Annotated in this window: 13 protein-coding genes and 1 other RNA gene; 7 read left to right on the forward strand and 7 right to left on the reverse strand. The window is 35.0% G+C overall.

Annotated features, from left to right (window positions below):
- Positions 1-113: 113 nt before the first annotated feature.
- Both EKM05_RS12250 and EKM05_RS12255 read right to left on the reverse strand, forming a co-directional pair.
- The gene (locus EKM05_RS12250) at positions 114-623 is read right to left on the reverse strand and encodes a hypothetical protein (protein ID WP_126459978.1); all 510 of its coding nucleotides are present in this window, start codon (positions 621-623) and stop codon (positions 114-116) included.
- A gap of 103 nt (positions 624-726) precedes the next feature.
- Positions 727-1,566 carry a UDP-2,3-diacylglucosamine diphosphatase gene (locus tag EKM05_RS12255; protein WP_126459977.1) on the reverse strand — a complete coding sequence of 280 codons (840 nt, stop codon included), beginning with the start codon at positions 1,564-1,566 and terminating at the stop codon, positions 727-729.
- Positions 1,567-1,749: 183 nt separating this feature from the next.
- On the opposite strand from EKM05_RS12255, the gene aroC reads away from it, so the two are divergent.
- The 3 genes from aroC (at position 1,750) to EKM05_RS12270 (ending at position 5,567) form a co-directional block, all read left to right on the forward strand.
- Positions 1,750-2,811 (forward strand): chorismate synthase, encoded by a 1,062-nt coding sequence (gene aroC, locus EKM05_RS12260; protein ID WP_126453382.1) that lies wholly within the window; start codon positions 1,750-1,752, stop codon positions 2,809-2,811.
- Positions 2,812-2,920: 109 nt separating this feature from the next.
- Positions 2,921-4,201, forward strand: coding sequence for a dicarboxylate/amino acid:cation symporter (locus EKM05_RS12265; RefSeq protein ID WP_197037191.1), 1,281 nt, complete (start codon positions 2,921-2,923; stop codon positions 4,199-4,201).
- A 79-nt stretch (positions 4,202-4,280) separates the two neighbouring features.
- On the forward strand, positions 4,281-5,567 hold the full coding sequence (locus EKM05_RS12270) for a dicarboxylate/amino acid:cation symporter (RefSeq protein ID WP_126555677.1): 1,287 nt from the start codon (positions 4,281-4,283) through the stop codon (positions 5,565-5,567).
- 538 nt (positions 5,568-6,105) lie between these two features.
- Here the strand turns inward: EKM05_RS12270 and EKM05_RS12275 are convergent.
- Both EKM05_RS12275 and EKM05_RS12280 read right to left on the reverse strand, forming a co-directional pair.
- Positions 6,106-7,359: a DEAD/DEAH box helicase gene (locus tag EKM05_RS12275; RefSeq protein ID WP_126515627.1), complete on the reverse strand. Its 1,254-nt coding sequence runs from the start codon at positions 7,357-7,359 to the stop codon at positions 6,106-6,108.
- Between the two features lie 111 nt (positions 7,360-7,470).
- Complete coding sequence (locus EKM05_RS12280; RefSeq protein WP_126459968.1) at positions 7,471-8,508, reverse strand: formimidoylglutamase; 1,038 nt, start codon at positions 8,506-8,508, stop codon at positions 7,471-7,473.
- Positions 8,509-8,608: 100 nt separating this feature from the next.
- Between EKM05_RS12280 and EKM05_RS12285 the strand changes: the two genes are divergently transcribed.
- Positions 8,609-9,493: a hypothetical protein gene (locus EKM05_RS12285; protein ID WP_126555681.1), complete on the forward strand. Its 885-nt coding sequence runs from the start codon at positions 8,609-8,611 to the stop codon at positions 9,491-9,493.
- A 48-nt stretch (positions 9,494-9,541) separates the two neighbouring features.
- On the opposite strand, the gene hutI is transcribed toward EKM05_RS12285, so the two are convergent.
- On the reverse strand, positions 9,542-10,780 hold the full coding sequence (hutI, locus tag EKM05_RS12290) for an imidazolonepropionase (RefSeq protein WP_126555684.1): 1,239 nt from the start codon (positions 10,778-10,780) through the stop codon (positions 9,542-9,544).
- Positions 10,781-10,791: 11 nt separating this feature from the next.
- A complete protein-coding gene (locus tag EKM05_RS12295; protein WP_126555686.1) occupies positions 10,792-11,868 on the reverse strand; it encodes a glutaminyl-peptide cyclotransferase in 1,077 nt (358 codons plus the stop codon).
- Between the two features lie 86 nt (positions 11,869-11,954).
- Here EKM05_RS12295 and ffs point away from each other — a divergent pair.
- From ffs to fsa, 3 genes are all read left to right on the forward strand, one after another.
- Positions 11,955-12,052: signal recognition particle sRNA small type (gene ffs / locus EKM05_RS12300), an RNA gene on the forward strand.
- Positions 12,053-12,163: 111 nt separating this feature from the next.
- The gene (locus EKM05_RS12305) at positions 12,164-12,967 is read left to right on the forward strand and encodes an SDR family oxidoreductase (RefSeq protein WP_126555689.1); all 804 of its coding nucleotides are present in this window, start codon (positions 12,164-12,166) and stop codon (positions 12,965-12,967) included.
- A gap of 139 nt (positions 12,968-13,106) precedes the next feature.
- Positions 13,107-13,763, forward strand: a complete 657-nt coding sequence (fsa, locus tag EKM05_RS12310; protein ID WP_126555695.1) for a fructose-6-phosphate aldolase — start codon at positions 13,107-13,109, stop codon at positions 13,761-13,763.
- Between the two features lie 120 nt (positions 13,764-13,883).
- Here the strand turns inward: fsa and EKM05_RS12315 are convergent, their stop codons facing one another.
- The gene (locus EKM05_RS12315) at positions 13,884-15,545 is read right to left on the reverse strand and encodes an MFS transporter (protein ID WP_126555698.1); all 1,662 of its coding nucleotides are present in this window, start codon (positions 15,543-15,545) and stop codon (positions 13,884-13,886) included.
- Between the last annotated feature and the right edge of the window lie 149 nt (positions 15,546-15,694).

Raw genomic sequence — 15,694 nt, forward strand, 5'->3', positions numbered from 1 at the left:
AAATCCTGTTATAAGCGTTTTTTTATTGTCTAAAAAAGGATGCTAATCAAAATAAGTGAAGTTTTTCAGTGCCCTCTATTTCTAGTGGCATTTTTTTTATTCTTTTTGAAATATTAGAATTGGTATTTAAGAGCTAAAGCTACATCAGAACCGTAATTGTTTCTGTAATAGTCGCTACCACCAAACTCTGGTCTGAAATCTAAAGAGATTAACAATGGAATATCAAAATTATATTCGATACCTATATCTCCGGCAACAAATGCGAAAGTTCCATTATTATAATTTCTATTATCATAATAATCTCTATTGTAGTTTCCTACACCACCACCAATACCTGCATACCAGTTGAATCCACCATCAATGTTCCATACCCACTGATACAAACCAGTTAATTTGATGGCATTGTCATCATAATTATCATTGTTATAATTATTTCTGTTTCTCCAACCTAAGTCTAATTCTAAACGATTGTTATCGCCTAAACCTCTTTGATAGGTGATCTCAGTACCAAAACCACCACTGTCACCAAAACGAAGGCCTAGTGCATTTTTTGAAATCTCTTGTGCTTGTGAGGTGAATGCTAATCCAATTAGCATTATAACCGATAAAATAATTTTTTTCATAAGTAAATTTTTATAAATACAAAGATATTACTAACTTTGTGATTAAATTTACAAAATTAATTGTAAATGTTTCATAATTCACACTTTTGATATAAAACCACCATTAATCTAAAATAGTTTTTTTAAAGAAAATAGCAGGTGTAACATACTGAGTACTGATTAAATCCTCCATCTCAAAAAGATTTTCATCTTCAGCATAATTAGTTTCTGAGTAGTGAAATAATTTCCAACGTTTTTTATTGTATTCCAATGCGGTTAAATTCTCCACCCAATCCCCGGAATTCAAATACAAAGTAGCTCCGTTTTTATTCTCTTTTTTGATTATTTTTGGCTCGTGAATATGACCGCAAATTACATAATCGTAGTTGTTTTCGATGGCGAGTTCCGTGGCTGTTTTTTCAAAATCCGAAATGTGCTTTACTGCCTTTTTTACACCAGCCTTTATTTGTTTAGAAAAAGAGTAGGGCTCTTTCCCTATTTTTGATAAGCACCAATTTACAAATCGATTCAAAAGTATCAGATAATCATATCCTAAACCGCCTAATTTTGCAATCCATTTTGAGTGTTGTACGGAGGCATCAAAGACATCACCGTGAAATATCCAGGCTTTTTTGTCATCAAGATCCAAGACTAACTTGTCCACCAATGCAAAATTACCCATACTCATATCGCTAAACTTTCGGAGCATTTCATCATGATTTCCAGTAATATAATAGACTTTTGTTCCCTTTGAAGCAAAACTGATGATTTTTTGGATAACCTTTAAATGCGCTTTGGGAAAATAGGATTTTCTAAATTGCCATACATCAATAATATCTCCATTTAAGACTAAAATTTTAGGTTTAATTGCAGATAAATAATTATAAAGTTCTTTAGCATGACTTCCATAAGTCCCCAGATGTACATCAGAAATCACCACTAACTCGACTTTTCTTTTTTTCAAGGTATTTGAATTTGAATTTTATCAAATTAATGGAATTCTACTGAATTGAAATGCGATTAAAGGTTAATAAATAGTTTTCAATATTAATTTAAAGTCAATAAATAGGTATTGCTATTCAAAAGTTTAGTGGTTAAAATTTTGAACTTTAAACTAAAATACTACTTTTGTTCAAAACTAATCAGTATGGCAGGAAATAGCTACGGAACACTATTTAGAATAACAACTTTTGGAGAATCTCACGGTGACGCTTTAGGAGGGATAATAGACGGTTGTCCTCCCGGAATAACAATAGATTTAGAAGCAATTCAATTTGAAATGTCCCGCAGAAAGCCAGGCCAATCAGCAATAGTTACTCAACGCAAAGAACCGGATGACGTTCAATTTCTTTCCGGAATCTTTGAAGGTAAAACTACCGGTACACCCATAGGTTTTATTATTCCTAATACCAATCAAAAATCAGATGATTATTCTCATATAAAAGACAATTACAGACCCAGTCATGCGGATTATGTGTATGAAAAAAAATATGGGGTTAGGGATTATCGTGGCGGTGGGCGCAGTTCTGCGCGGGAAACTGCCAGTAGAGTTGTGGCGGGAGCTGTAGCAAAACAAATGTTGCCAGACATAAAAATTAATGCGTATGTTTCTTCTGTAGGACCTATTTTTTTAGACAAACCCTACCAAGATTTAGATTTTTCGAAAACCGAAAATAATCCGGTTCGTTGCCCAGATGAACAGGCAGCGGTAATCATGGAAGAATATATTCGTGATATCCGAAAACAAGGGGATACTGTGGGCGGAACCGTAACCTGTGTGATTCAAAATGTACCTATTGGTTTAGGAGAACCCGTTTTTGATAAGCTTCACGCAGAACTTGGCAAAGCCATGCTTTCTATTAATGCCGTAAAAGGATTTGAATTTGGAAGTGGTTTTGAAGGCGCTAAGATGAAAGGAAGTGCGCATAATGATTTATACAATGCTGACGGAACGACAAAAACCAATCTTTCAGGTGGAATTCAAGGAGGAATCAGTAACGGAATGGATATTTATTTTCGCGTGGCTTTCAAACCTGTGGCCACCATTATGCAAAAACAAGAATCACTGGACAATAAAGGCAATATTACAGAAATGACTGGAAAAGGGCGTCATGATCCTTGTGTAGTACCGCGTGCTGTGCCTATTGTTGAGGCAATGGCAGCCATTGTATTAGCTGATTTTTATTTGATAAATAAAACATATCAGTAGTAATTGTTGATACTTTTTATGTTTTTTACAATACCATTTTTTACCTGACTGCGAGTAAAAAATTATTTTTTATAATCAAGGTTGATCCTACAATCTTATAACCAATTTAATGAATATGAATACAACTAAAAAGCCGTCCTTTTTTTCAGGATTAACAGGGCAAATATTAATAGCTATGGTTTTGGGTGCTATTTTAGGCATTATCATTCATAATTCTATTTCACCGGAAGCAGCTCAAAATTTTAGTAACAAAATTAAAATTCTGGCTACTATTTTTATTCGACTGGTTCAAATGATTATTTCGCCATTGGTATTTACGACGTTGGTGGTAGGAATTGCGAAACTTGGGGATATCAAAGCGGTGGGGAGAATTGGAGGAAAAGCGATGGGATGGTTTTTTACAGCTTCATTTATCTCTTTGTTATTGGGGATGTTTTTTGTAAACATACTAGAACCGGGAGTTGGCCTTAATTTATCAAATGTTGATATGGGATCAGTTTCAGAAGTCACAGCGAAAACACAAAACATATCTTTTGAAAACTTTATTGAGCATATAGTACCTAAAAGTATTTTTGAAGCAATGGCTACTAATGAAATTTTACAAATTGTAATATTTTCGATTTTCTTTGGTCTGGCAGCGGCTGCATTAGGTGATTATGTGAAGCCAGTGACAAATGCTTTGGATAAAATATCTCATATTGTTCTGAAAATGGTAAACTACGTTATGAAGTTTGCCCCAATAGGAGTATTTGGTGCTATAGCAGGTGTATTTGCGGTTAGAGATTTTCAGGAATTGGCAATTACCTATTTCAAGTTCTTTGGTTCTTTCTTAATTGGAATTTCCTCACTTTGGGTCGTGTTGATTGTTGTGGGGTATGTATTTCTAAAAAGCAGAATGACCGTTTTGCTAAAAAGAATTGTAAGTCCATTGATTATTGCTTTTGGAACAACCAGCAGTGAAGCTGTTTTTCCAAAATTGACCGAAGAATTAGAACGTTTTGGAGTCAAGGACAGAATTGTTTCTTTCATGTTGCCGCTCGGGTATTCTTTTAACTTGGATGGAAGTATGATGTACATGACTTTTGCCAGTATTTTTATTGCGCAAGCCTACGGAATTGATTTGGATTTGGGTACGCAAATGACCATGCTTTTAGTTTTGATGCTTACCAGTAAAGGAATTGCAGGAGTACCAAGAGCGAGTTTAGTGGTTGTTGCTGCAACTTGTGGTATGTTTGACATTCCAATCGAAGGAATTGCTTTAATTTTACCTATTGACCATTTTTGTGATATGTTTCGTAGCGCAACCAATGTGTTAGGAAATGCTTTAGCAACATCGGTAGTTGGAAGCTGGGAAAAAGACGAGGATTCCGAACCGGTTTCTTTAGACTAAATAATAAAAAACTCCTCAAATAATGAGGAGTTTTTTTTTGTAAAATATCAGTTTGTCTGATTCAAATGAATTTAAAATTATGAAAAAACTTGCTTTACATTGGAAAATTCTTTTAGGAATGATTCTAGGACTCCTTTTTGGATTAGTACTGAAAAACTTAGAACAAAAAGGAATCGTAATTGACTGGATAAAACCTTTTGGAACTATTTTTATAAACTTACTCAAAATGATTGCTGTTCCCTTAATTGTGGTTTCATTGATTGTTGGATTAGCAGATTTAAAAGATATTTCTAAACTTTCTAAATTAGGAGGAAGGACAGTCTTTTTTTACTTATGTTCCACAGTAATAGCAGTCATTATTGGTTTGTTGTTAGCCAATTTAATTAAGCCCGGAACTTACATTAACGAAGAATCCAGAATAAGCTTACTTGAAAATTTTTCGGTTGATGCTTCTCAAAAAATTGAATTGGCGGTAAAAGCTAAAAATAGTGGGCCACTGCAACCTTTGATAGATATTGTACCAGATAATTTTTTTAAAGCTTTAAGTGATAATGGAAGTATGTTGCAAGTCATTTTTTTTGTTATTTTAATTGGGATCGGTCTCATTTTAATTGAAGAAAAAAAATCAAAACCTGTCGTTGATTTCTTTAAGGGATTGAATGATGTAATTCTGAAAATTATTGACATTATCATGCTTTTTTCACCAGTTGGTGTTTTCGCACTGATGGCCGCACTGATGGTCGAAATTCCAGATTTTTCAACATTAGGAGCGCTGGGAATCTATGGATTAACGGTTTTGCTTGGCTTGTTCTTGATGATGTTTGTGTTTTATCCAAGCTTATTAATGATTTTTGCAAAAGTAAATCCAATACAGTTTTTTAACGCCATTGCGCCCGCCCAATTATTGGCTTTTTCAACAAGTTCAAGTGCAGCTGCACTGCCCGTTACCATGGAATGTGTTACCGAGCGTTTAGGAGTTGATGAAGAGGTTTCCAGTTTTGTTTTGCCTCTGGGAGCAACAGTAAACATGGATGGAACTAGCTTGTATCAAGCAGTAGCTGCGATATTTATAGCTCAAGCAATGCTTCCGGAAGCTTTAGACCTCAGTACACAATTGATGATAGTTGTTACTGCAACACTGGCTTCTATAGGATCAGCAGCGGTTCCTAGTGCCGGAATGGTGATGCTTGTTATTGTTCTTGGTCAAGCTGGAATTCCAGAAGCTGGGCTAGCGCTTATTTTTGCTATTGACAGACCTTTGGATATGTGCAGAACTGTAGTCAATGTAACAAGTGATGCAACTATTGCAACTATTGTCGCCAAATCTGTAGGGAAATTAAATAAACCAAAAGAAATTAATTTTTAACTAATAGTTCTTTGTACACCATGAAGTGGATTTAATATATTTGAAATTCATGAGACTTCAAAATAGTTCACTTTTGACACTTAATTGATTAAAATAAATTATTATTTATTGGCGCATAAATTTATATTTAATTAAACTTAATCACTTATGAATCAGGTGTATATTGTGTTATTAATAGTGTTTGTATTTAACTTTTTCAGTGATGACGTACTTGCACAAACGTAAATGGCATGAAACAATGAGATCGTAAAATTAACGGATCACGCGTCACAATACCTGACGAATGCTGATTTCGAAAAATCCTTGAAAATTTCGAAAATTGCCTTGTACAAAGCCATTACTCAAAAGGATAAATTTTCTATAGTAATTTCTTTAGTACATGACAAAAATAGATAGTATTGAAATTCAAGAAGATTAAGGTCATTTAATTCAAATAATATTTTCATTAAAACACTTAAAAACAACATGTTAACGATAAATCACTTTTTAACGACAGTTAAAAAGTGATTTATTACAGATGTAAGTCAGTATAACGAATTTAATACCAGCGTTTTTTATTTTGTTTGGAAACCTCTGATTTTCTTGATTTATGAGCTCCACCACTGCGGTTTGAGTTCTTTTGAGTTCCCGCGGGAGCGGTTTCAGGACTTCCTGAATGCCAACCGTATGGGTGATCACTTACGGTTTTTACATCTACTTTTATTAATTTCTGAATGTCTTTCCAATATTGGTGCTCATCTTTGCTACAAAAAGAAATTGCAACACCTTCATTTCCGGCACGACCGGTTCTGCCAATTCGGTGTACATACGTTTCGGGAATATTGGGTAAATCAAAATTAATGACAAATGGTAATTGATCAATATCAATTCCTCTGGCTGCAATATCAGTAGCCACTAAAACATTCACTTCTTTATTCTTGAATCCTTCTAAAACGCGTTGTCTGGCATTTTGAGACTTGTCACCATGAATCGCTTCGGCAGCAATATCGTGTTTGCGCAATGCTTTTACAACGTTGTCAGCTCCGTGTTTTGTTCTTGAAAAAACCAAAACATTAGACAGTTTTTCGTTTTTAATTAAATGATACAGCAAATTTCTTTTTTCTGCTTTTTCAACAAAATATACGCGTTGTTCTACGTTTTCAGCTGTAGAAGAAACAGGAGATACGGTAACTGTTGCAGGATCTTTCAGAAACATTTCGGCTAATTCTCTTATGGCCATTGGCATTGTAGCCGAGAAAAATAAGGTTTGTCTGTTATTAGGGGTCAGTTTTACAATTTTTTTGACATCATTTACAAATCCCATATCCAGCATCTGGTCCGCTTCGTCAAGGACTAAAGTATGCAAATGGTCTAAATCGATGAAACCTTGTTTGACTAAGTCTAGCAAACGTCCTGGAGTAGCAATCAGGATATCAATTCCTTTTTTCAGCATTTCTACCTGTGGCACTTGAGAAACGCCACCAAAAATAGTAAGTTGCACTAAGTTTGTATATTTTCCATATTGGTCAAAATTTTGTCCAATTTGAACGGCCAATTCTCGGGTTGGGGTGATGACTAAAGCACGGATTGGACTTGCTTTTTTAGAGGACCCTACTATTCTATGCAATTGATGAATAATAGGAATGGCAAATGCGGCCGTTTTTCCGGTACCGGTTTGGGCACAACCAATCATATCCCTACCTGATAATACGATTGGAATGGCTTGTTCTTGTATTGGAGTTGCTTCTAAATAGCCTTGTTCAAATACGGCTTTTTGTATACTTTTTGAAAGTGGTAAATCTTCGAATAACATATTTTAAATATTAAATATCATGTATTAAGTACATAGATAGTGCTGCAAAGGTAGTGTTATTTATCGATTAGGTTAATAGGTATTCGTTTAAGCAATTTATCATTTAACCAGTTAGACAATCTGCTGGTTCGATTTAATAAAATCAGTCACCAGATAGCCTATCAGTTTACCTATTAAATGATTGTTTTTTTCTTCGCCTAAATCCGGTGCGCCTTCACAAATGTGTAAATAGGCAGCATTTTTATTTTTGGCAAAATAGTATATAAATTGCCTAAGTTGCTCCACAGAGTATCCACTCATAGTCATGGCACTGCAGGCAATATTAGGAATCGCATCCAAGTCGATCTCTATTCCAAAAAAATCATCATTTATAAATTCCGAAGCGAGCGCCATTTCCTGATCAAAGTTTTTTTCTCTTCTAATACTTACACTATCATAGGTGTTAAAACGAACTCGATCCTCTATTTTCTTAATGATATCCAACACACTTTTTGAAGTGTAGTTTTCATGTAGTCCAAAAATAAAATATTTTTTCAAAAAACCTTCTTCATAAGCATACGAAAAACCATTGCCACTGTGACGTCCTTCTATAATCCTAAAATCAGAATGCGCATCAAAATTGATTGCATTAATAGGTTTGCCTTTGGCGAGTGCAGTTCCTTTTATATTTCCGTATGAATTATTGTGTCCGCCACCAATGATTATTGGAGTTTTACCTGATTTTATAATGTTAAAAATGATATGAGAGACATCTTTGTCTATTTTTTCAACTAATTGGCTTAACTTAAAACGATCATCAATATCATTAAAATCAAGGTGTTCTACTTCCTGCATTTTCTCACTTACGTCTAATTGCCCTAAAACAATTAACTGACTTCCTTTACAAAAACGATTGTGCTGAATATTAGCGATACTTTTTATGGCACTGTCCCAAGCTGAAGCCGCCCCGGGTCGGCCAAAATTAGCTCTTATTCCAATGTCTTCGGGAATACCAAATAATACATATTTAGCCTCACAGGTTGTTAGAAAATCAATTGAATCAACATCTTTTGGGATGGTTATCATTTTTTCTCCAAACTTTATCTCGCCACTTCTGTGGTTCGTAATTTTTGCAAGATCATGAATTGTAAAGCGTATAATTTTTTCCATTAAAAAAAATATTTTTTCCCAAAAATAATATAAATGTATCAACTTGCGTTATTCATTAGTTATATATTGTTAAATTTGTAGAAATTAAATTAATTAAAAGATGGAAAATCAAAAAAGCAGTTCAAGTCTTAAGGCGGTTATAGCAGTGTTGGCTATTTTATTAGTGGGGAGTTTGGTTTACATTTTTAAAATGACTTCCGACGCAGATACCGTTAAAACAGAATTGAAAACTACATTGACCGAAAAAGAATCGGTTATGAAAGATTTGCAGGAATTAAAATCAACGTATGATGCCGCAATTGCTGAAAACACATCCATGTCTGATGAGTTAATTCAAGAAAGAGATAAAGTAGTAAACTTGATGAATGATTTGAGTAAGTCCAAAGGGGATGTAGCTTCATTATCTAAATACAGAACTCAATTCAATGCCTTGCAGGGAAATATGAAAGTTTTAATGGCTGAAAATGAAGGGTTGAAAAAAGAAAACACAACCTTAACTACACAACGAGACAGTACTGTAGTGGTCTTGGGAGAATCTAAAAAATACAACGAAGTATTAGTTGGACAAAACGAAGAATTATCTAAAGCGGTTGAAAAAGGATCTAAATTAACGGTTTTAAATACTAGAGGAACAGCTTTTAAATTAAGAAGTTCTGGAAAACAAATTGAAACAGACAAAGCAAGTAGAGCCGATGTTTTAAGAGTTAATTTTACGATTGCTGAAAATCAAATTGCTATGTCCGGTGACAAAATGTATTACGTACAAGTAATTGACAGCAAAAACAATGTATTAGGAGACAAGAAAACGGAAAATTTTGGTGAAAATACGTTAACATACAGTTTTGCAACTAATGTGAAATATGAAAACAAAACCATTATAGTTTCTGAGGATTTAAAAGGGAAAGATTTTGCTAAAGGAACGTATTTTATCAATATTTTTAATAAAGATGTTTTAGTTTCAAAAACAAGTTTTGTGTTGAGATAATCAAAAATTGAAATAATTAGGAAAGAGGAACGTGCTGTTCCTCTTTTTTTATGAAATAATTTCACCTTCAATCAGTACCGTTTCAATTAGAGTACTGCCAAAAGCGTATGGAAGCTGGTAATAGGATGTAATGGGTTTTGTAATAATTAGATTTGCTTTTTTGCCAATAGTAATGCTTCCATGAGTTTCAGAAATTCCCATGGCGTAAGCTCCATTTATTGTGGCAGCATTGATGGCTTCTTCGGGAGTCATTTTCATTTTGATGCATGCCGTTGCTACAACAAAATTCATATTTCCTGAAGGAGTAGAGCCCGGATTGTAATCCGTTGCAAGGGCAATAGGAAGTCCTGCCGCGATCATTGCTCGTGCGGGAGTGTAGGGAATGCTTAAAAAATATGAGCAAGAAGGCAATGCAACAGGCATTGTGTCGGTATTTTTCAACGCTTTGATATCTTCCGGTTTCATAACCTCTAAATGATCTACTGATAACGCGTTGTATTCAATTCCTGCTTGAATTCCGCCAATTGAGTTGAACTGATTAACGTGAATTTTTGGCTTTAAGCCAAATTTAATTCCGGCTTCCATAATTTTTCGGGTTTCTTCAACAGTAAAATAACCCGCTTCACAAAACACATCGATGAAATCTGCCAGTTTGTTTTTGGCAATTTCAGGAAGCATATCGTTGATAATTAAATCGATATAACCTTGATGGTTTGTTGCATATTCCAATGGAAAAGCGTGAGCACCCAGAAAAGTTGCTTTTATAGTAATGGGATAATTTTTTGATAGCCGCTGAACCACGCGAAGCATTTTCAATTCTCCATCCAGCGTCAAGCCATATCCTGATTTGATTTCTACAGCTCCGGTTCCCAGTTGCATGACTTCCTCCAGACGCACCTTGGATTGGTTATAAATTTCATCTTCGGGAGTTTCGTTGAGTTTTGTAGCTGAATTTAAAATTCCACCACCACAATTGGCGATTTCTTCATACGTCAAGCCATTAATCCGATCTACAAATTCCTGTTCTCTATTTCCCGCATACACAATGTGCGTGTGACTGTCACACCATGAAGGTAAAACTATTTTGCCAGTGGCATCAATTATTTTGTCAGCATGTAATTCCGGCAAATTATCCATTGATCCAAAATCAGCAATCAGGTTGTCTCTAATGACCAAAAAGGCATTTTTGATGGTGGGAAGAATTGCCATTTCAGCACCGGAAACTTTAGCAATAGCAGTTTCCCTAATCTGGAGTAATTCTTTGATATTGATAAGTAGCGTTGTCATTTTATATAAAATTATTCAGAAACTTTGATTTCAAACATTTTATCCCAGTTTTTTCCGGTCACAAAAATGGTTTTGGTTTTTGGGTTGTAGGCAATTCCGTTTAGGACATCTGTATCAGGTAATTGGGTAATTTTTTTCTTCAAATCAGCAAGATTGATAATTGCTTCAACGGCTCCATTTTTAGGATTGATGACTGCAATGGCATCTTTCTGGTACACATTTCCATAAATTTTACCATCAATCCATTCGAGTTCATTGATTGCTTTTATTTTTGTTTCAAAGGAATATACGTTCAAGTAATCTACTTCTTTGAATGTGGTTGGATCAATGATCCAAATTTTTTCGGTTCCGTCTGATTGGTATAAATAAGTTCCGTCATTTGTTAATCCCCAACCTTCAATTGATTTGAAATAGGGGAACGTTTTTTCTTTTTTGAAAGTATCAGCATTATACACATATCCTTCATTGTTTTGCCAAGTCAGTTGGTATACTTTGTTGTTGAGAATCGTAATTCCTTCCCCAAAATAATTGTCAGCCAGTTCTACTTTTTTATATACTTCTCCAGTTTTATAGTTTGTTTTTCTTAAACTCGAAATCCCTTTTATTCCAGAACTGTTTCCAGAACCGTTTCCAGTTCCTTCATACAGCGTGTCACGGTAAAACTCTAATCCTTGCGTGTAGGCTTGAATGTCGTGCGGATAGGTATTTACAATGGTATATTTTAATAGTTTTGGTTGAATGCTGGAAACTAATTCTACTCTTCCAGTAGCCTCAGCGGTTTGTCCTTCATAATAAACAAGGGCTTTCAGGTCTTGGTTTCCTAATTTTTGATCTTTTAATTCCAATGATAGTTTATCAAGACCTTTCTTAGAAGCAATTTTTTTATCATTGACGTAGTAAATAATGCTATCTACTTTTTTTGAATTGGGATTCAAAACCGCTAAAGAAAGGACTTCTTGTGGGGTATATAATGCTGAAAATTTAGAATTATCAAAGGTAAATAAAGTGTTTTGGCCTTTTTTTTCCTCGTTGCAACTTGCTAAAGTGATTCCTAATAAAATGATATATAGGAAGTTATGATTTTTCATTGTTTGAATTTTTGATACCCCAATATAACGTTATTTTTTAATGATTAAAGCTCTTGTAAAAATATAAAAAGATTGTATATTTGCACCGGCAAGTCCTACACGACCAGCTCCTGCAGACTCCCCCAGGATGGGAACATAGCAAGGGTACGTGGTTGAGCGGTGCGATGTAGGTCGCTTGCCATTTTTTTAATCTAAATTTATTTCAGATTCTTTTCTAAATTCACACAAATAAGTAGTCTTCCTTCGGGAGGATTTTTTTATTTTTGGACCTTTCGTACAATAAACATCAATAATCATGAATAAAGTAGTTTTAATAACAGGCGGTTCTTCAGGAATAGGGAAATCTATTGGCGAATTTTTACACCATAAAGGTTTTGTTGTGTACGGAACTAGCAGAAATCCGGAACGAATTTTAAATTCGGTTTTTCCTCTAATTGCTTTAGATGTTCGGGATTCGGATTCGATTCATGCGGCTGTAGCCAAAGTGATTGCGACCTCCGGAAGGCTTGATGTTGTCATTAACAACGCTGGTGTTGGGATTACGGGACCATTGGAAGAAATTCCGATGCATGAAATTAAGAATAATTTTGAGACTAATCTTTTTGGCCCAATTGAAGTAATGAAAGCAGTGTTACCACAAATGCGTACACAACAATCAGGATTAATCATCAACGTGACTTCTATTGCGGGATATATGGGTTTACCGTATCGAAGTGTTTATTCTGCTTCAAAGGGTGCCCTTGAACTCATCACTGAAGCGTTGCGAATGGAAGTGAAATCCTTTGGTATTCATATTACGAATGTGGCACCGGGAGATTTTGCGACAAATATTGCTTCGGGACGTTTTCATGCTCCGGTGCTAAAGGGTTCCGCTTACGAAACTCCGTACGGAAACACCTTGAAAACGATGGATGAACATGTGGACAGCGGCAGTAATCCAAATGAAATGGCCGAAGCGGTCTATCAGATTATCCAAACTCCAGAACCTAAAATTCATTATAAAGTGGGAATTTTTATGCAAAAATTTTCAATTGTTTTGAAAAGAATTTTACCAGATAAAGTATATGAAAAAATGCTGATGAGCCATTATAAGTTGTAATTTTGCACCGAATTTATTAGCGTGAGGGATTACAGTGAAAATCCTTTTATTTTTTCTTTAAAAAATAAAAGATTGAAGCGGAAAGCCCGACCCTTGGGTCACGCCCAAAGAATTAAAACACACAATTAAATTATATAATATGAAATTTTTTATTGACACGGCTAATTTAGCTCAGATTAAGGAAGCACAGGCATTAGGCGTTTTGGATGGCGTTACAACAAATCCATCATTGATGGCCAAAGAGGGAATTATAGGAAAAAACAACATTTTGAAGCATTATGTTGACATTTGTAATCTAGTTGAAGGCGATGTAAGTGCCGAAGTAAATGCGTTGGATTACGACGGAATGATTAAAGAAGGAGAAGAATTAGCGGATTTACATGAGCAAATCGTGGTAAAAGTTCCTATGACTAAAGAAGGAGTTATGGCCGCTAAATACTTTTCGGATAAAGGAATTAAAACGAATGTAACATTAGTATTCTCGGCTGGACAGGCTTTATTGGCAGCAAAAGCTGGAGCTACTTACGTTTCTCCGTTTATTGGTCGTTTAGATGATGTGTCTACGGACGGTTTGGCTTTGATTGAAGAAATCAGATTGATTTATGATAATTATGGCTACGAAACTCAAATTCTGGCTGCTTCAGTACGTCACACGATGCACATTGTAAACTGTGCAAAAATTGGTGCTGATGTAATGACCGGACCATTATCTGCTATATACGGCTTATTGAAACACCCATTGACGGATATTGGATTGGCGCAGTTTGTGGCTGATTTCGAGAAAGGAAATAAATAAAAAATGCTCGGTGAGCCATTTTGAGTCTCAGCGAATTGAATAAAAAAATCCCATTTCAAATTTGAAATGGGATTTTTTTTATTGGTTTGGTTTCAATATGGTTTGGTATTATATTTTTGATTAGTGTCCGCCACCAACTTCTACTTCTTTTCCGATTCCTTGTTTTTCCAAAATTCCAATTACTTTCCATCCGTAGAATGCGATGAATGCGAAACATAAAACAGGAATGAAGTAAGAAGCATGAATTCCTATAATATCTGCTAGTTTTCCTTGTAATGGCGGGATAATACCACCACCCAAAATCATCATCACCAAGAAGGCTGAACCTTGGGAGGTATATTTTCCTAAACCTGCAATTGCTAATGAGAAAATAGAAGGCCACATAATACTTAAGAATAATCCACCGCTCATAAAAGCAAAAATAGCTATTGTACCCGTAGTGAATAAACCAATAAGCATGGCTGTCATTCCCATTAAACCAAAAATCATTAAGGTTCTAGACGGTTGATCTTTTCCTAAAAAGAAACCAGCGATTTGGAACAAAATTACAAATGCATAAGCATATAAAGGCGTTACATCTTGTCCGGAAATAGCGTTAGCGGCTAATACGACTCCAAAAGCTATGTAAGGAACTACGATAAGTAAAATTTTCTTTAGTTGAGATGACGGGTTGAAAACTGTAATGGCTCCTGCCCAACGCCCAATCATTAAGCTTCCCCAATACATAGACATATAGGGCGCTAAAGCAGGTCCAGCTATTGAACCAAAATCAGTAGTCACCAATAATTCACCAAGGTTACTTCCTATAGTTACTTCGACACCTACGTAAGCGAAAAGGGCTAACATTCCCAAAACTAATTGTGGGTATTTCATGGCTCCCCATCCTTCAGGATTTTTTTGAGCCGTTGTATTGGCGAAAAATAATCCAATAACAACTACCAAAAGTGTAGAAACCGTTAAGGCTAATCCTAAGTAATCTTTTTCTTTGTTCTCGATAAAACGAGTAATAAATTCAGCATCTTCATAACGGGAAAAGATATAAGCAAAAATGGCAACCAAAATTACAGTGATCGCAATTAGTGTTTTCATTGCTTTATTCGCCGTTTCAAAAGTAGAATCACTTTTTCCGGCCGGTAACTTTTTAGAAAAATGGAATAAGGCTGCTGCCAATAAAAAGAGTGCACCAACAAATACATAAAGGATTCTCATAGAATCTAATGAATCTGGTTTTTGAGCAAATTCTTCGATATTAACTCCTGCAATAACACCAAACAAGGCGATAGAAACCACTATCGGTCCTATTGTGGTGCCCAATGAGTTGATTCCACCAGCAAGATTTAGTCTGCTTGATGCTGAATGTGGTTCGCCCAGTGAAGCAGCAAACGGCTGTGCCGATGTTTGTTGCAGTGAGAAACCAAGAGCTACAATGAATAATGCACCAAGAATAAACAAATAACTTCCTTGTGTTACCGCTAAAATCATAAGCAGAGCTCCAAACGTACTTATCAATAATCCGTAAATAATTCCTTTTTTGAATCCCCAACCGTTTAAAATATCTTTTTTGGCGATACTGCTAAAAATAAAAAGCAATAAAGCTCCGATATAATAAGCCCCATAAAAAGCAAAATCGATAAGTTGACTTTGAAATTGGTCTAAGCCAAATTTAGCTTTGCAAAATGGAATAAAAATTCCGTTTGATGCTCCAATAAAACCCCAAAAGAAAAATACGGTTATGAGCGTGTAAAGCGCGGAATTGTTAGACTTTGTTTGTTCTGAATTCATAAGTATACATTGGTTAATGATTAAAACTAAATACTTTTATAGCTGTAAGACCGTAAATATATTTGTTAAGTAAATTAAAAAAAAATAATTTAGACTAAATATTGTTATAATTATTGAATCACCACGTTTTATTAAAAAATGATGCTTTT

The sequence above is a fragment of the Flavobacterium sp. GSP27 genome, from assembly GCF_003970395.1.
In the GTDB taxonomy this organism is placed as follows: domain Bacteria; phylum Bacteroidota; class Bacteroidia; order Flavobacteriales; family Flavobacteriaceae; genus Flavobacterium.